This window comes from Candidatus Methylopumilus rimovensis, from assembly GCF_006364615.1.
GTDB classification, from domain to species: Bacteria; Pseudomonadota; Gammaproteobacteria; order Burkholderiales; family Methylophilaceae; genus Methylopumilus; species Methylopumilus rimovensis.
In genome coordinates this window covers 913,323-930,358 of sequence record NZ_CP040986.1, presented here as the reverse complement: position 1 = coordinate 930,358, position 17,036 = coordinate 913,323, and the positions used below count along the sequence as shown (strand labels likewise).

General features: G+C 36.3%; 19 protein-coding genes. 11 read left to right on the top strand and 8 right to left on the bottom strand.

The features are described 5' to 3' along the window. Nucleotide 1: 1 nt before the first annotated feature. The gene (locus FIT61_RS04760) at nucleotides 2-529 is read right to left on the bottom strand and encodes a septation protein A (RefSeq protein ID WP_139883565.1); all 528 of its coding nucleotides are present in this window, start codon (nucleotides 527-529) and stop codon (nucleotides 2-4) included. 88 nt (nucleotides 530-617) lie between these two features. On the opposite strand from FIT61_RS04760, the gene FIT61_RS04755 reads away from it, so the two are divergent. The 6 genes from FIT61_RS04755 (at nucleotide 618) to FIT61_RS04730 (ending at nucleotide 5,728) form a co-directional block, all read left to right on the top strand. After that, nucleotides 618-1,463 (top strand): 3',5'-nucleoside bisphosphate phosphatase, encoded by an 846-nt coding sequence (locus FIT61_RS04755; protein ID WP_139883563.1) that lies wholly within the window; start codon nucleotides 618-620, stop codon nucleotides 1,461-1,463. 68 nt (nucleotides 1,464-1,531) lie between these two features. Further along, the gene (locus FIT61_RS04750) at nucleotides 1,532-2,170 is read left to right on the top strand and encodes a site-2 protease family protein (protein WP_139883562.1); all 639 of its coding nucleotides are present in this window, start codon (nucleotides 1,532-1,534) and stop codon (nucleotides 2,168-2,170) included. 17 nt (nucleotides 2,171-2,187) lie between these two features. Further along, the gene (locus FIT61_RS04745; RefSeq protein ID WP_139883560.1) at nucleotides 2,188-3,387 is read left to right on the top strand and encodes a tryptophan--tRNA ligase; all 1,200 of its coding nucleotides are present in this window, start codon (nucleotides 2,188-2,190) and stop codon (nucleotides 3,385-3,387) included. Further along, nucleotides 3,387-4,178, top strand: a complete 792-nt coding sequence (locus FIT61_RS04740) for a segregation and condensation protein A (RefSeq protein WP_139883558.1) — start codon at nucleotides 3,387-3,389, stop codon at nucleotides 4,176-4,178. Before FIT61_RS04745 ends, FIT61_RS04740 begins: the two co-directional genes overlap by 1 nt. Nucleotides 4,179-4,181: 3 nt before the next feature. Beyond that, a complete protein-coding gene (gene scpB / locus FIT61_RS04735; protein ID WP_139873642.1) occupies nucleotides 4,182-4,733 on the top strand; it encodes an SMC-Scp complex subunit ScpB in 552 nt (183 codons plus the stop codon). Between the two features lie 29 nt (nucleotides 4,734-4,762). Next, nucleotides 4,763-5,728 (top strand): pseudouridine synthase, encoded by a 966-nt coding sequence (locus tag FIT61_RS04730; protein ID WP_139883557.1) that lies wholly within the window; start codon nucleotides 4,763-4,765, stop codon nucleotides 5,726-5,728. On the opposite strand, the gene prmB is transcribed toward FIT61_RS04730, so the two are convergent. The 7 genes from prmB to xseA are packed head-to-tail and all read right to left on the bottom strand — an operon-like array spanning nucleotide 5,725 to nucleotide 12,964. Beyond that, nucleotides 5,725-6,624 (bottom strand): 50S ribosomal protein L3 N(5)-glutamine methyltransferase, encoded by a 900-nt coding sequence (prmB, locus tag FIT61_RS04725; protein WP_244925183.1) that lies wholly within the window; start codon nucleotides 6,622-6,624, stop codon nucleotides 5,725-5,727. The genes FIT61_RS04730 and prmB overlap by 4 nt on opposite strands. Beyond that, on the bottom strand, nucleotides 6,621-7,748 hold the full coding sequence (dapE, locus tag FIT61_RS04720; RefSeq protein ID WP_139883555.1) for a succinyl-diaminopimelate desuccinylase: 1,128 nt from the start codon (nucleotides 7,746-7,748) through the stop codon (nucleotides 6,621-6,623). The genes prmB and dapE overlap by 4 nt, the downstream gene beginning before the upstream one ends. A 2-nt stretch (nucleotides 7,749-7,750) precedes the next feature. Beyond that, complete coding sequence (locus FIT61_RS04715; RefSeq protein WP_139883553.1) at nucleotides 7,751-8,113, bottom strand: Spx/MgsR family RNA polymerase-binding regulatory protein; 363 nt, start codon at nucleotides 8,111-8,113, stop codon at nucleotides 7,751-7,753. A gap of 3 nt (nucleotides 8,114-8,116) precedes the next feature. After that, complete coding sequence (gene dapD, locus FIT61_RS04710) at nucleotides 8,117-8,944, bottom strand: 2,3,4,5-tetrahydropyridine-2,6-dicarboxylate N-succinyltransferase (protein ID WP_139873638.1); 828 nt, start codon at nucleotides 8,942-8,944, stop codon at nucleotides 8,117-8,119. A 53-nt stretch (nucleotides 8,945-8,997) separates the two neighbouring features. Next, the gene (locus FIT61_RS04705) at nucleotides 8,998-9,813 is read right to left on the bottom strand and encodes a M48 family metallopeptidase (RefSeq protein WP_139873637.1); all 816 of its coding nucleotides are present in this window, start codon (nucleotides 9,811-9,813) and stop codon (nucleotides 8,998-9,000) included. Between the two features lie 2 nt (nucleotides 9,814-9,815). Next, a complete protein-coding gene (locus FIT61_RS04700) occupies nucleotides 9,816-11,702 on the bottom strand; it encodes a potassium transporter Kup (protein ID WP_139873636.1) in 1,887 nt (628 codons plus the stop codon). Between the two features lie 35 nt (nucleotides 11,703-11,737). After that, a complete protein-coding gene (gene xseA / locus FIT61_RS04695; RefSeq protein WP_223259444.1) occupies nucleotides 11,738-12,964 on the bottom strand; it encodes an exodeoxyribonuclease VII large subunit in 1,227 nt (408 codons plus the stop codon). 64 nt (nucleotides 12,965-13,028) lie between these two features. On the opposite strand from xseA, the gene FIT61_RS04690 reads away from it, so the two are divergent. From FIT61_RS04690 to FIT61_RS04670, 5 genes are read left to right on the top strand one after another with little or no spacing between them, the layout of a single operon-like run. Further along, complete coding sequence (locus FIT61_RS04690; protein ID WP_139873635.1) at nucleotides 13,029-13,529, top strand: disulfide bond formation protein B; 501 nt, start codon at nucleotides 13,029-13,031, stop codon at nucleotides 13,527-13,529. Next, a complete protein-coding gene (cysM, locus tag FIT61_RS04685) occupies nucleotides 13,529-14,410 on the top strand; it encodes a cysteine synthase CysM (protein ID WP_139883552.1) in 882 nt (293 codons plus the stop codon). Before FIT61_RS04690 ends, cysM begins: the two co-directional genes overlap by 1 nt. Nucleotides 14,411-14,414: 4 nt before the next feature. After that, nucleotides 14,415-15,191, top strand: a complete 777-nt coding sequence (locus FIT61_RS04680) for a 3'-5' exonuclease (RefSeq protein WP_139883550.1) — start codon at nucleotides 14,415-14,417, stop codon at nucleotides 15,189-15,191. Between the two features lie 10 nt (nucleotides 15,192-15,201). Further along, nucleotides 15,202-16,539: a 23S rRNA (uracil(1939)-C(5))-methyltransferase RlmD gene (gene rlmD / locus FIT61_RS04675; protein WP_187351782.1), complete on the top strand. Its 1,338-nt coding sequence runs from the start codon at nucleotides 15,202-15,204 to the stop codon at nucleotides 16,537-16,539. Nucleotides 16,540-16,552: 13 nt separating this feature from the next. After that, entirely contained in the window at nucleotides 16,553-17,035 is a 483-nt protein-coding gene (locus FIT61_RS04670) for a L,D-transpeptidase (RefSeq protein WP_139873631.1), read from the top strand. The last annotated feature ends 1 nt before the right edge of the window (nucleotide 17,036 follow it).

The following is a 17,036-nucleotide window of genomic DNA, read 5'->3' as shown; positions in this document are numbered from 1 at the left end:
ATTATTTATGATTAGCTCTTGATGCCAAAACACCAATCAATATGGCATAACAAATGATTAATCCTGTAATACCGAATAATTTAAAATTTACCCAGATACTTTCTGAAAAATTAAAAGCAACGTATAGATTAAGTACGCCTAAGCCTGCAAAAAATACTGCGGAAGTCATGTTAATTTGATTCCAAGTTTTTTCATTTAATCGAATTTGTTCGCCCATGAGATTTTTAACAAGATTTTTTTTCTTGAAAAAATGAAAAAATAAAAGCGCGCCTGCTAATAACCAATACAAAATACTGGGCTTCCATTTAATAAAATTTGCATCATGAAGCCATAATGTTGTGCCACCTAAGATGCTGATCAATACAGCATTAAATATAAGCAATTTATCCACTCTTTTATGAATGAGCTTGCTATAGATCACTTGAAAAAACGTGGCAGCTATAACGACTAATGTTGCTGTATAAATGTCTGAAAATTTATATGCAATAAAAAAAAGAATGACAGGAAAGAGATCAAATAGAAATTTCATTTGTAAAATTACCTCATGGCTTTTGTAAATTATCTTTGGTCTAGACTATCTGATACTATGGTAGTTCATATTGAAGCACCTAATACCCATGATCGATCTTCATTCACATTCTACTATATCTGACGGATTATTAAGCCCAACTGAACTTGTTCGGCATGCTCATACTAAAGGTATCAAGGTTCTTTCTTTAACCGATCATGATGATGTGGAAGGTTTAAAGGAAGCAACTTCAGAAGCAAAATTATTGGGCATGCATTTAATTCACGGCGTTGAAATTTCAGTGACATGGAAAAGGGCCACGATTCATATTGTTGGATTGAATGTGGACTCAGAAAATAAAACCTTATTACAAGGACTTTCTTCTATTCGAGACGGGCGATTTGAAAGAGCAAAGCAAATGGCCCATGCGCTTGGTCAAATAGGTATCAAAGGTAGTCTAGAGGGCGCATTAAAATATGCAAAATCAGGCATTTTAGGCCGAACACATTTTGCAAGATTTTTAGTTGACACGGGGCACGCTAAAGATGTGAGAGCAGTATTTAAAAATTATCTCGTCAAAGGCAAGCCAGGCTTTATTGAACATACATGGACAAATTTAGAAAATGCACTCACATGGATACATGAAAGTGGTGGTATCGCTGCTATCGCTCATCCTGCGCGATATGATTTGGGTAAAAATAATCTTTTGGCATTCTTGAGCGAATTTAAAGAATTAGGCGGTCAAGGGATTGAAGTCATTTCAGGAAGCCATACGACTGAACAATCTTTAAAATTTGAAAGAATCGCAGATGATTATGAATTTCTGGCTTCTATAGGTTCTGATTATCATGGCCCAGGTATTTCTTATAGGGAGATGGGGTCATTACCAAAACTTCCCGAAACATGCGTTCCGATATGGAAAACTTGGAATGAAGTCAATGCCTTATTGAACTAAATTTTTTCTGAAAAATACATATTTCTTGAATGAATTTAAGAATATTCAAATAGAATGACATTCTATATATGGAATTAACTGTTATACAAAAAGTTACCGTTTACGCGCTTCCCATTATCTTTGCGATTACGGTTCATGAAGCAGCGCATGGCTATGCTGCCAAGCATTTTGGCGATTTGACAGCTTATAACCAAAATAGAATCAGTCTTAATCCATTAAGGCATATTGATCCCATTGGTACCCTTCTTTTACCAGCATTAACTGTATTACTAGGCGGTGTTTTATTTGGATGGGCTAAGCCTGTGCCAGTTAATTTTATGAATTTGCGCCACCCTAAAAAAGATATGCTTTGGGTAGCTGCTGCCGGCCCTTTTTCAAATTTAATTATGGCGATCTTTTGGACGATTTTATATGGACGAAGTGCCTACTTCCCAGAATCGATGTCTTTGTTTATCCAGCAAATGGGAATTGCAGGCATTAGTATTAATTTATCTTTAATGGTATTAAATTTAATTCCATTACCCCCGCTTGACGGTGGAAGAATTGCTGTGAGTTTATTACCTAATCATCTCGCTTATAAGTATGCACAAGTTGAACGATATGGTTTTTTAATTTTAATTATTTTATTAATGACTCATATTCTCGATTTAATAATTTTTCCGCTTATCCAAATTAGTCAAAGTCTAATTTTATGGATATTTGCTTAAGGATGAAGATATAAGTTATGGCTATTGAACGCGTCATATCTGGGATGCGACCCACGGGCAATCTTCATTTGGGTCACTTCAATGGAGTGTTGAAGAATTGGATCAATCTCCAACATGAATTTGAATGTTTATTCTTCGTAGCCGATTGGCACGCTCTCACGACACATTACGACTCCCCTGAAATTATTGAAGAGAATGTTTGGGAAATGGTGGTTGATTGGCTTGCAGCTGGTGTTGATCCAGCGACAGCAACTATTTTTATTCAGTCTAAAGTCCCTGAGCACGCCGAGCTTCATACCTTGCTATCTATGATCACACCTCTGGGCTGGCTTGAAAGAGTCCCAACCTATAAAGATCAGCAAGAAAAATTATCCTCTAAAGATTTATCGACTTATGGATTCTTAGGCTATCCATTATTACAAAGCGCAGATATTCTCATTTATAAAGCAACTCAAGTGCCTGTTGGCGAAGATCAAATTCCTCATATTGAATTTACACGTGAGATTGCAAGACGCTTTAATCATCTCTACGGCAAAGAAGCTGGTTTTGTTGAAAAAGCTGAAGAGGCAATTAAAAAATTAGGCTCTAAAAAAAGTAGTCTCTATATGGAAATGAAAACAGCTTATCAAGAAAATGGTGACGAGGAAGCTTTAGATTCAGCGCGCGTATTAATCGAAGAACATCAGGGATTAAGCTTAGGCGATAAAGAAAGATTGTTAGGCTTTTTAGAAGGTGGCGGCAAAATGATTCTAGTTGAGCCAGAGTATAAGCTAGCACCCGCATCAAAAATGATTGGCTTAGATGGTCAAAAAATGTCTAAGTCTTATAACAATACAATTGCTTTAAGAGAGCCTCCTGAATCTGTTGAGAAAAAAATTAAAACAATGCCAACAGATCCTGCGCGTGTCAGAAGAAATGACCCGGGTAATCCAGATCATTGCCCTGTATGGCAACTACACCAAGTCTACTCAAATGATGAAGTAAAGTCTTGGGTCGAAACGGGATGTAAAGAAGCGAAAATAGGATGTATTGAGTGTAAGCAGCCTATTATTGAAGCAATTAATAAAGAATTGAAACCTATTCAAGAAAGAGCATCTCATTACATTGAAGATCCTGATCTCGTAAAAAATATCGTGGCAGAAGGCTGTGAAAAAGCGAGAAAATTGGCAAGAGAAACGATGCGAGAAGTCAGAGAAGCTATGGGGTTGAATTACTAATGAATCAAGAATTGCCAACAGCGACTATTGGAAAAATTCATGGAGAGAATATTGAGGTATTACCTCAGGATCTCTATATTCCGCCTGACGCACTTGAAATTTATTTGGAAGCTTTTGAAGGACCACTCGATCTTCTTTTATATCTCATTAGGAAACATAACTTAGATATTCTCGATATACCTATGGCTGATTTAACAATTCAGTATATGGATTATGTAGAGAAGATGAAAGAAATTAAACTTGAGTTAGCTGCAGATTATTTGCTTATGTCTGCTGTCTTGATTGAAATTAAATCAAGAATGTTATTACCTAAGAAAACAGCTGAAGTAGATACAGAGCAAGATCCTCGCGCTGAACTTGTTCGAAGGCTCATGGAATATGAGCTCATTAAAATAGCCTCTGAAAAGCTTACACAAATGCCGCAAGTAGGTGTTGATCTTTATGTGGCTAATGCCTATTTTGAAAAAATTACAGAAATTACTTACCCTGATGTATCGATTGATGAAATTTTTTCTGCATGGAAAAATATTTTAAATCGTGCAAAACATTTTGAGTCGCATAAGGTTGCTCGAAATGAGCTCTCCGTCCGAGAACACATGACAATGATTTTAAGAAAACTTCAAGAAGAAGAGTTTGTTGAGTTTTCATCACTATTTAATGTGGCCGAAGATAGAATTCAAAAGTTAGTTGTATGCTTCCTAGCTATATTAGAATTAGCAAGAGAGCGACTCATTAAGATTACTCAACAAGAAAGCTTTTCTCCTATCTACATTAAATTACAGATTAATTAAGCCATGACAGATTTAAATAACATATCGAAAATTAAACAAATACTAGAGGTAGCTCTTCTAACAAGCGCTAATCCTTTATCATTGGATGATTTGCAAAAATTATTTTCAGAAAAAATTGAGCGATCTACATTAAGAATGTTGTTAGATGAACTTAAAACAGAATGGCAAGACCGCACTATGGAATTAGTCCTTGTCGCATCGGGCTATCGCTTTAAAGCAAGAGATGAATATTCAAGCTATCTTATGAGATTGAGCCCTGAAAAAGTAGCTAAATATAGTCGTGCAGTAATGGAGGTATTGGCGATTGTGGCTTATAGACAGCCAGTCACGCGTGGCGACATTGAAGAGATTAGAGGTGTGGCACTTAATCCTAATGCTATTAGGCAGTTGCAAGAAAGAGACTGGATTGATGTGATTGGTCAAAAAGACGTTCCTGGCAGACCTTCCTTATATGCAACAACAAAACATTTTTTAAATGATTTTAATTTAAGATCTATATCCGAGCTTCCTGATATCGAAAGCTTCCTTCAAAATGAAATTCCTTTGAATGTCTAACGTTAAGTCATTAAAGACTTAATTACCTTATGCGTTCACAAGATCAAGATTCATCTAAAGACAGCAAGCAAATAAGTCCAACAAAAACTCAGCGCCTACATAAACTTCTCGCTCAATCTGGCATTGGATCCAGGCGAGAAATGGAAAAATATATTGAAGCGGGTCGTGTACATGTAAATGACAGCGCAGCTACCTTAGGCCAATTGATCCATGAGCATGACATCATTAAGATTGATGGAAAAACGACCCATCTTTTCTTTGATTTAAAATTCCCTAAAATTCTTATCTACCATAAGCCTGAAGGTGAAATTGTTTCTGTAAGTGACCCGCAAAAAAGAACCACAGTATTCTCAAAGCTACCTAGAATTAAGAATGAAAAATGGATTTCGATAGGGCGTCTTGACATCAATACTTCAGGGCTCCTTATGTTTACTACTTCAGGCGATCTTGCTAATCGCCTCATGCACCCTAAATTTGAAATTGAACGTGAATATGCTGTTCGTATCTTTGGCGAATTAACTGAAGAGCAAATATCAAAGTTAAAATCAGGCGTTAAGTTAGATGATGGCCTCGCAAAATTCGATGAAATTCGTTATCAAGGTGGCGAAGGAGCTAATCGCTGGTATCAGGTCATACTAATGGAAGGTAGAAATCGAGAAGTTAGGCGTTTGTTTGAACATTTTAATTTGCCCGTGAGTCGTCTCATTCGAACAAGATTTGGACCTGTGTCTCTGCCATCTCGGGTAAAAAGAGGCATGATGCTAGAGCTTGAAGTGAAAGAAGTTGAAAAAATTTTAAAATGGCTAGATATGCCTTTTTCGATGGTCAGCCGTAATGAAAGTCTCAATAAAGTTAAAGCGCGGAAAAAACATGCGCATCCATCACCCTATGCGCCGAAAGTGAAGCTTGATCGAAAAGCTATGTTAGATAAAAAGATTGGAAGAAAACCAGTTAAGAGAAGAATCAGAAGTGATTCTGATATTAAAAAAATCTAATCAGGTAATTGAGATTTTTGAAGCATAAATACAAAGTCATTACCTAAAGAAACATCTAGCCATTGAAATTTAAGTGTAGGGAATTTATTTAATAAAACTTCTTTGTTGTGACCAATTTCAACAATCAATATGCCATCATCATTAAGGTAGCGTTTTGCTTCGTTGATAATTCTAATGGTGTGATCTAGACCCTCTTCTCCACTTCCTAAAGCCATACTTGGTTCTTTTAAAAATTCCATAGGGAAGCTATCAACTGAAGCTTGATTTACATAAGGAGGGTTCGAAATAATGAGGTCATATTTCTTATCTTGTAAGGCATCAAATAAATCAGATTGAATTAATTCGGTACGATCATTCAGCCCATAATGATTAATATTGATTTCTGCTACCTGTAATGCTTTTTCAGATAAGTCTACAAGATCAATAATTGCATTCTGAAAGCTATGTGCCATCATGATACCTAAGCAACCACTGCCAGAGCATAGATCTAGCGCGCTAAAGATTTTTTCAGGGTCATCGATCCACGGGTAAAGATTTTCGCTTAATGACTCCGCAATTAAAGATCTAGGAACAATGACGCGCTCATCCACATAAAACTTATAATCTCTTAGCCAGGCCTCATTAAGAAGATAAGCGGTTGGGATTTTGTCTTTAATTCTTTTTTCAATTAAAAATAATAAATCTTTTTTTTCTTTGCCTGTTAGGCTAGCGTCTAAAAAGTTTTCTATCGTATCGTGAGGAAGGTGAAGAAAGCCGAAAATAAGCCAGACAGCTTCGTCATATGCATTAGAAGTGCCATGACCAAAAAAAATATCAGAACTTTCAAATTGACTGACGGTGTATCTTAGCCAATCACGAATTGAAGAAAGCTCAGTAAGAATTTGCGCTTGGCTCAAGTGAGAATCTTATGCAACGTCAGTTTGTAGATATCTTTAAGTGGTTCGATATCTTTTACATCAATACATTCATTTATTTTATGAATCGTGGCATTAAGCGGGCCAAATTCCACAACCTGATCACTGATGTTCGCAATAAAGCGACCGTCCGAAGTGCCGCCCGTTGTAGAGAGCTCGGGCGTGATACCCACAGTTTCTTTAATCGCTTCCGATAAAATCTCTACAAGCTTACCTTTTTTTGTTAAATAAGGATTGCCCGAATACTCCCAATCAATAACATAATCAAGTTTATGCTTATCTAAAATAGCATGTGCTCTTTCTTTTAAATTTTCAGCAGTACTTGCTGTTGAATATCTAAAATTAAAAAGAATATCGACTTCCCCAGGAACAACATTGGTAGCACCGGTGCCACCTTTAATATTTGAAATTTGCCAAGAGGTTTTAGGAAAATATTCATTGCCTTCATCCCAAGACATATTGACTAAATCTGTGATTGCAGGGGCAACCATATGAATCGGATTCTTAACCAAATGAGGGTAGGCAATATGACCTTGAATGCCTTTTACAGTAAGCTTTGCGGAAAGCGATCCTCTTCGGCCATTTTTAATCATGTCACCGAACTTAAGATGTGAAGTAGGCTCACCGACTACACAAAAATCAATCCTTTGATTTCTTTCTTTAAGAAGTTCAACTACTTTCACGGTACCATCCACCGCAACACCTTCTTCGTCGGAAGTAATAATTAATCCAATCGAACCTTTGAAACCTTTGGTTTCTTTTAAAAATTCTTCAATAGAAACAATAAAGGCTGCAATAGATGTTTTCATATCCGCAGCACCTCGACCATAGAGCTTGTCATCTTTGATCGTAGGTTCAAAAGGAGGCGATACCCATTGATCGACTGGACCACTAGGTACGACATCTGTATGACCTGCAAAAACAAAGAAGGGCGCTTCAGTCCCTCTCCGTGCGTATAAGTTTTCTACATCACCTACTTTAATTTTTTCACATTTAAAACCTAAAGGTTCTAAGAGGCTGATAAGCAAATCTTGACAGCCAGCATCGTCAGGCGTGTTAGATTTTCTAGCAATTAAATTCTTAGTGAGTTCTAATGTTCTGGTCATTTTTATTTTTTAAATAATTGTGTAAATGTAGCTTCATCAAATCCAAGCGATACTACTTTTTTGTCGATTGCTACCAAAGGTCTTTTCATCACCGTTGGTTTTTCTATAATTAATTGAATGGCAGTTTCTTTCTTGTCTCCAAGTTTTTTTTCTCGGTCTGTCAGATTTCTCCAGGTCATGCCGGATTTATTAATGAGCATATCCCAGGTTAAATGATTTGGAAGTTTTTTAACCCATGCAGTCAAAGTAGCTTGATCTAATGCTTCTTTTTTTAGATCAAAAAATTCATATTTAATTTTATGGTTATCAAACCAAGTTAATGCTTTTTTGACGGTGCTGCAATTTTTAATGCCGACCACCATCATAATTTAGATACCTCTAAGCAACTCGTTAATACCAACTTTACCAAGTGTTTTTTCGTCTACCTTTTTTACAATCACTGCACAGTAAAGACTATAAGAACCATCTTTTGATGGTAGGTTTCCTGAAACAACAACTGAGCCTTTAGGAATGCGGCCATAAGTTACTTCGCCTGTCTCACGATCATAAATTTTAGTAGATTGACCAATATAGACCCCCATAGAAATAACTGCGTTATCTTCAACGACAACACCTTCAACCACTTCTGATCGTGCACCAATAAAGCAATTATCACCAATAATAGTTGGACCAGCCTGAATAGGTTCCAATACCCCACCAATGCCCACGCCTCCTGAGAGGTGAACATTTTTACCAATTTGCGCACAAGAACCGACAGTCGCCCATGTATCGACCATTGTACCTTCGTCTACATAAGCCCCAATATTTACATATGAAGGCATGAGCACAACATTTTTGCCAATAAATGAACCGCGTCTTGCAATAGCATTCGGCACAACACGATAACCACCTGCTTTAAAATCTTCATCGGTGAAATTAGCAAATTTTGAATTTACTTTATCAAAGTAATTGGTATAACCACTCTTCATGACCTCGTTATCGTAGAGCCGGAAAGAGAGCAATACCGCCTTCTTAATCCATTGATGTGTTTCCCATTCCTGAGAATCTTTAATGCGTGTTGCCACTCGAAGTGACCCATTATTTAAATTATTAAGCACTTCATCCACAGTATCTTTAATTTCTTTTGGCGCATTTTTTGGATTGATTTCAGCTCTTATTTCAAAAGCATTTTCGATGATTGATTTTAATTGATCCATGAGAGTATATTTTTTTAAGTTAAAACAGTATTTTACATTAAAGTTTAATGTAATTATCGTGGTCGGTTTGATTCATAGAGAGGCTTTAATTTGTAAGCAAGATCAGTAAGCTCTCTAATGCGATTGTCATCAGATGGATGGGTACTTAAAAATTCAGGTGGTTTTTTTGTATCTTGTTGTTTCATTTTTTCCCATAAAGTGACTGAAGCGAAAGGGTTAAATCCTGATCTCGCAGCAAGTTCAAGACCAATAGCATCAGCCTCTTTTTCTTGTGTTCGGCTATTAGGAAGAGCAAAAAAGAGGGTGGTACCTAATGAAACTGCTTGCATTGTGGCATTAGCTCTATTTCGATTACTCGTATTAGAGATGTAAGCAGCAAAACCAATCAAACCTAATTGTTGAACGGCTGCTGTCGACATTCTTTCTCGTCCGTGTTCACGAAGTGCGTGAGAAATTTCATGTCCTATGACAGCTGCTAATTCATCATCAGTAGCGTTTAGCTTTCGAATAAGACCTGAGTAAACCATAATTTTACCCCCAGGCATGCAGTAAGCATTGACTTCATTGCTGTCTTCAATATTTATTTCCCAAGCCCATTGACTAGCTTCGGGCTTAAAATAACTTGCTTTAGCAATAAGCCTATTACTTATTCTTTTAACGCGACTTACTTGAAAAGGGTCAACATTAAGTTTATTTTTTTTGCTTGCTTCTTGAAGTGCAGATCTGTAGCCATCATTCGCCAGGCTTGCCACCATAGATTGGGGCATAAGCAAAAGCTGTTTTCTATCAACACCTGATTGATTTTTTAATGTAGTGGAAGCACAACCCACGACAAGAAATACTAAGAAGAATAAAACGCTATATTTCATTCTTAAAACAATACTTGGCTTCCTAATTCAACCACCCGGTTAGGCGGAAGCTTAAATTGATTGGTAATTGTTTCCGCACTTCTAAATAAACCGATAAATAGTTTCTTTCTCCAATAATTCATGTTGTCTTTTGGCGTAGCTAATAAAATTTCCTTGCCGATAAAATAAGAGCTATTCATTGGATCAATATTGACACCATTTTTCACACATAATGCCAAGTCTTTTGGTAAGTCAGGCTCATCTTTAAATCCATATTTCACAGTGACTTTGTAAAAGTTATAAGGCAGTTTTTCAACAGTTACTAGATCTTTTGTAAGTGAGTGAGGATAGTCCATAAACATCACAGTCAAAATAATAACTTTTTCATGGATTACTTTATTATGTTTAAGGTTATGAAGAAGTGCATGAGGAACACCTTCAGGATTAGGCGTCATAAATATTGCAGTACCTTCTACCCGAGGCGGCGGATTAGCGCCTATAGATGAAATAAATGAATTAATTTCAATAGCTTCACCCTTAAGTATTTTATAAAGAAGTGCACGACCTTTTTTCCAGGTAGTCATTAAAACAAAAAGAATGCAGCCGATTAAAATTGGGAACCAACCACCATCAGGTATTTTTAAAATATTGGCACTAAAAAATGCAAAATCGATCATTAAAAAAATTGCCATAAAAATAAGTGTTTTAATGGAGTTCCATTTCCACACTTCATAGAATACAAAGCTCGCTAGAAGCGTTGAGATTACCATGTCACCTGTAACTGCAATACCATATGCACCTGCAAGATTGCCTGAGCTTTTGAAAGTCACTACTAAAGCCATCACTGAAATCATTAAGAGCCAATTAATTCTTGGGAGATAAATTTGTCCCTCTTGATTTTCCGAAGTATGTTCGACGTGCATTCTTGGTAAGAATCCCAATTGAAGTGCTTGCCTTGAAACTGAAAAGGCCCCAGTGATCACTGCTTGTGAAGCTATAATTGCAGCGAGCGTTGCTAAAATAATAAGAGGAATACCAAGAAATTCGGGGGCCATAAGATAAAAAGGATTTTTAATATTTTCAGGATTACTAATAAGTAATGCACCTTGTCCAAAGTAATTTAATGTAAGCGCTGGAAGCACAAAAATAAACCATGCAAGTCTAATAGGATGTTTACCAAAATGTCCCATATCTGCATAAAGCGCTTCAGCACCTGTTACAGACAAAACGACAGCACCTAAAGCTACAAATGCAACCATGGGAGCTAATTGGAAGAAATGAAATGCATGTAAAGGATTAATCGCATAAAGTACATGTGGCTCTTGCGCAATATTCATAAGACCTAATAATCCAAGTGTTAAAAACCAAAAAAACATAATGGGACCAAAGAGTGCGCCTACAACATTTGTTCCTTTACTTTGTGCATAAAATAAAATAAAAAGTACTACAAGAGTTATTGGAATAATAAGATGGCTTAAGGAAGGCGCAACAACCTCAAGACCTTCAATCGCAGATAAAACAGAAATTGCAGGTGTAATCATTCCGTCTGCATAAAACATACAAGCCCCAAGAATGCCTAAAATCATAATCCAATTTCTTTTATTGCTGCTCGGTGCATTTTTATTAGCAAGAGAGAGTAAAGCCATAATGCCGCCTTCACCTCTATTATCAGCTCGCATGATAAAGCCTACATATTTCACTGACACAATCATAATGAGAGACCAGAAGACAAGCGAAAGTATGCCTAGAACGTTAAATTGAGTAAGTTCAACTGGATGTTTGCTTAAAGAAAAAACTTCTTTCATGGTGTATAGAGGACTTGTGCCAATATCACCAAATACCACACCTAAGGCTGCAAGCGAAAGTGTAGCTATCGAGACTTTGTGATTATTTTTTTTGATATCTTCCATGAGTGCCAGAGTATTTTTAATTCAATCTAAAATTATTAATTTTTAAGATCTGAAATATTTGCATCAGCTTGTCCATGGTTCAATTGAATAAGAATTTTATCATCAAGCTTTAACTGGTTTACATTATTTACAATCTGACCATCAACATTTGTGATAATGGAATAGCCTCTTGATAAAACAGCATGAGGGCTTAAATGATCTAAGTTTACTTTCAATTTATCGATCTCTAAACGATATTGGATCATTGCATTTTTCATGCTTTGATTAATCCTTTGTATATATTGATGAATCTGTTCTTTTTGTCTTTGAATTTGTTGTCGGGGCGATATAAGACGTTTCTCTAGATAGTCAATTTTCTGCATCAATTCACGAATGACGCCAGCCATTACTTTATTTAGTTGATTTTTGTATACTTGAATTGTTTTAACTAGTTCGACAGTATGGCTTGTGACGAGCTCAGCGGCGCCTGTGGGTGTCGGTGCTCTAAGGTCAGATACAAAATCAGCTATGGTTGTATCAGTCTCATGACCAACACCAGTAATAGTAGGTATTTTAGATGTAACAATTGCTCGCGCTACAATTTCTTCATTAAAGGCCCATAAGTCTTCAATCGAACCACCACCTCGCGCAAGAATGAGCACATCACATTCCATTCTGATATTTGCAGTTTCAATAGCTTTTACAATCGCGAGAGGCGCCTCTTTACCTTGAACGAGACTAGGATATATAAAGATTGGAATATGAGGACTACGTCTTTTAAGAGTAGTAAGAATGTCTTCAATTGCAGCGCCTGTAGGAGAAGTAATAACTCCAATAGACTTGGGAAATTGAGGTATGAGTTTTTTGCGAGAAGTTTCAAAAAGACCTTCTTTGAGAAGCCTTTCTTTTAATTGATTAAAGGCTTCCGATAAAAGCCCAGCGCCCGCATGTCTAATCAGATCAATATTAAGCTGGTATTCTCCGCGAGCTTCATAAAGCCCGATAAAGCATTTCGCTTCAATTTTTTCACCATTTTTAGGGGTCCAATCAGCAGCCATATTTTTATTTTTAAACATGGTGCAGCGCACTTGAGCTTCATCATCCTTAAGAGAAAAGTACCAATGTCCGGAGGATGCGCTTATAAAATTAGAGATTTCACCTGATATCCAAAATGAGGGAAAACTTTGCTCAAGAAGCTCCCTGACGAGGCGGTTAATTTCTTTAACAGAAAAAACCTTGGCCTCGTTAGGTTTGGAGCTATTTATTGGTGTTGAATTAATCAAACTAGGGGGATATCCGTTACAATTATCTTCATTATAGAGTTAATGAATAATTAAAGAGCTTTAATTGAAGAAATTTTTTTTATCACATAAACAAGCCCATTTATTTGCTTTTTTTGCTGCTTATTTTTTAGTTGCATTAGCGCTGATCATTCAAAAAAAATTTAATCTCGAACCTTGTCCTTTATGCATTACACAAAGGATTATTTTTATGGTGTTGGGACTATTCTTTTTGATTAATGCATTTATTAAGCCAACATATTTAATGAGAAGACTGACCTTAGTTGTCTTGTCTATAACCTCAATTATAGGCATGGTATTTTCGTTTAAACATATTCTGATTCAATCGAAAGCCATTGATGTTCCTAATGAATGTGGCGTTGACTTAAATTATATGTTTGAAAATTTTCCATTTTCAAAAGCTTTAAATTTGCTTTTTAAAGGGACGGGCGACTGCTCCCATATTGATTGGAGTTTACTGGGCCTCACAATTCCTCAGTGGGCTTTAATTGGATTCATATCCTTTTTCGTATACACCGTTCTTTTATTTCGGATGAATGTAAAGTAATGCACTTAGAAAATTTTATTGGTAACACCCCACTCGTTTCCTTGCAGCGCATGAATGGAAATTTAACCAGCGCGATCCATCTTAAATTAGAAGGTAATAATCCCGCAGGCTCAGTAAAAGATAGAGCCGCGTTTTCTATGATTCATAACGCTGAATTAAGAGGCGATATTAAACCAGGCGACACACTCATTGAAGCTACATCTGGCAATACGGGTATAGCGCTTGCTATGGTGGCTGCGATGAAGGGCTATAAAATGATTTTGGTTATGCCAGAAAATCAAACCATCGAAAGACGGCAAACTATGAAGGCATTTGGCGCAGAACTCATTCTGACTTCGCAAGAAGGCAGTATGGAGTTTGCAAGAGACACCGCTCTAGAGATGCAAAAAGAAGGTAAAGGTTTTGTTTTGGATCAATTTAGTAATCTTGACAATCCTAAAGCACATTATGAAGGCACCGGCCCCGAAATATGGAAAGATACAAAAGGTCGTATCACTCATTTTATTTCGAGTATGGGTACTACAGGTACGATTGTAGGCACCTCAAGATTCTTAAAAGAAAAAAATAAAGATATTCAAATTATTGGTGTTCAGCCAAAAGAAGGCTCTCAAATTCCAGGTATACGTAAATGGCCAGAAGCCTATTTACCTAAAATTTATAATCCAAAAAATATCGATCGTATTGAGTATGTCTCACAACAAAATGCAGAAGAAACTGCACGAAAACTTGCAAAAGAAGAAGGTATTTTTTCTGGAGCGTCTTCTGGCGGAGCGCTTTATGTCGCTCTTCAAATAGCGAAAGCAAATAAAGATGCTGTGATCGTATCTATTGCTTGTGATCGAGGCGACCGCTATTTATCTTCCAATTTATTTGTGAGTTAAAGTTTTGACTCCTATTCTAGTTTTTGATATCGAAACCATTCCTGATATTCAAGGTATTAGATCTTTATATGCATTAGATAATAATTTTTCTGATGATGTTGTTGTGAATGCTGCTACTTACAAAAGAAGACAAAAAAATGGCTCGGATTTTCTACAGCACCATCTTCAAAAAATTGTAGCGATCTCATGTGTTCTTCGAGAAAGAGATCAATTAAAAATATGGACATTGGGAGATATTGACGATTCCGAAGAAGAAGTTATTCAGCGTTTTTTTGATGGTATTGATAAGTACACCCCTATACTTGTATCGTGGAATGGATCAGGATTTGATTTGCCTGTATTAAATTACAGAGCTTTGATTTATGGCATTAATGCTTCCAAATATTTAGATATGGGCGAGATTGATAAGGATTTTAAATGGAACAATTATTTAAGCCGATATCACACACGCCATACAGATTTAATGGAATTTTTAGCTATGTTCCAAGGTAAAAATAATGCCCCATTAGATGATATTGCAAAGCTTTGTGGCTTCCCAGGTAAGTTAGGTATGGATGGTGGAAAAGTTTGGAATACCTATAGAGAAGGAGATATTCAATCGATAAGAGACTATTGCGAAACTGATGTTGCGAATACTTATCTTGTTTATCTTAAATTCCAATTAATCCGGGGCCATCTTAATCAAAACGAATATGATGCTGAAATTAATTTAGTTAAAAATACGATTCAAGAATATCAAAAAGATTATTGGGATGAGTTTTTGTCCGCCTGGAAATCTTAAGTCTTCCTCAATGCAAGACGATATTAAATCTAAAAAAAAATTATTACTCGCCACAATAGAAAATATTGATCAAGAGGGTAGGGGTGTTACTCATATTGATGGTAAAGCTATTTTCGTAGAAGGTGCGCTTCAAGGCGAGTTGGTTGAGTGTGAGTCTTATGTGAGAAAGCCAAGCTATGAAATCGCTTTTACACATAGAGTGATTCGACAATCTAATTTAAGAGTAAAGCCTAAATGCGATCACTTTAATCGATGTGGCGGTTGTTCTATGCAGCATTTTGAGTTTCAAGCTCAAATTGCAGCTAAGCAAAGAGTATTTGAAAATACATTATCCAGAATTGGTAAGGTTAAATCTGAAACAATCTTAACGCCACTTGCAGGACCCTCCTGGCATTACAGATATAAAGGCCGGCTAAGGGTTAAATTTGTTGTTAAGAAAAATAAAGCGCTTGTGGGTTTTAATGAAAAAAGAACACATTTTATTGCTGATATTTCCAGCTGCGAAGTGTTACCTCAAAACCTCTCTGATATCCTGCCCCCGCTTCAAGACTTGATTACTCAGCTTTCTATCAAAGATAAAATACCTCAGATTGAATTCGCAGCAGATCAAAAATATTTAGTGTTGGTATTAAGAATTTTAGAAAAGCTAGATTTAAGAGATGAAGCACTTTTAAATGCATTCTCAAGTCAATATTCCGTCCAATTTTGGACGCAATCTAAAGGCCCTGAAACAGTAAAACCGTTATCAAAGAAAGATGACGTGAAGCTCTCTTATGCTCTAAAAGAGTTTGGTCTGCAATTTAGTTTTATGCCTTATGACTTTACACAAATCAATCCTTTTATTAATCAAGTATTAGTAAGAAGAGCGATGAGTCTTTTAAAGCCATCAAAAGATGAACGTATTTTTGATTTCTTCTGTGGGCTTGGAAATTTCACATTGCCTATTGCAACTAGAGGTGCAAAAGTGACCGGTATCGAAGGCTCAGCATCACTGATAGAAAGAGCAAAACAATGTCGAGATGAAAATCACTTAAATGATTTTGTGGAATATCAATGCATCAATTTATTTGAAATTACTAAGGAAATATTATTAAAATTGGGTCATGCAAATAAATGGCTGATTGATCCTCCGAGAGATGGGGCGTTTGAATTAGTTCAGCTCATTGATGAAGAAATTAATCCCTCAGTGATTGTTTATGTATCTTGTAATCCAGCCACCTTGGCTAGAGATGCTCAAATATTAGTAAATGAGAAGGGATATAAATTAGATAAAGCTGGTATTGTAAATATGTTTCCACATACCTCACATGTAGAATCTATTGCATTATTTGTAAAGACAGCATCTTAAGAATTATTTAATTATGCATATTAAAATTTCAATCAAAGAGCAAAAACTTCATGTCTATCAAGATGATAATGTATGGGTGAAATCATTTGTGATTTCTACTGCAGAAAAAGGTCCGGGTCAAAATAAAGGCAGTTTTTGTACGCCCTTAGGTCAGCATATTGTGCGAGCAAAAATTGGCAACGGCGCACCTTTGTTCGCGCAATTTATAGCTCGAAGACTTACAGGAAAAATATGGAATTCAACAATGTCAGGCTCTAACTCCAAAGAGGATTGGATTTTAACTCGCATACTTTGGCTTTCAGGTCTCGAGGTTGGATTTAATCGTCTGGGCACTCAAGATACAATGCAGCGTTTTATTTACATCCATGGAACTAATGACTTAGCTCATTTGGGTCAGCCCAAATCTCATGGATGCATTCGTATGGATAACTATGACATCATCGATTTATTTGATCAAATTAACGTTGGTGATCATGTCTTGATCAATGAAATTTAAT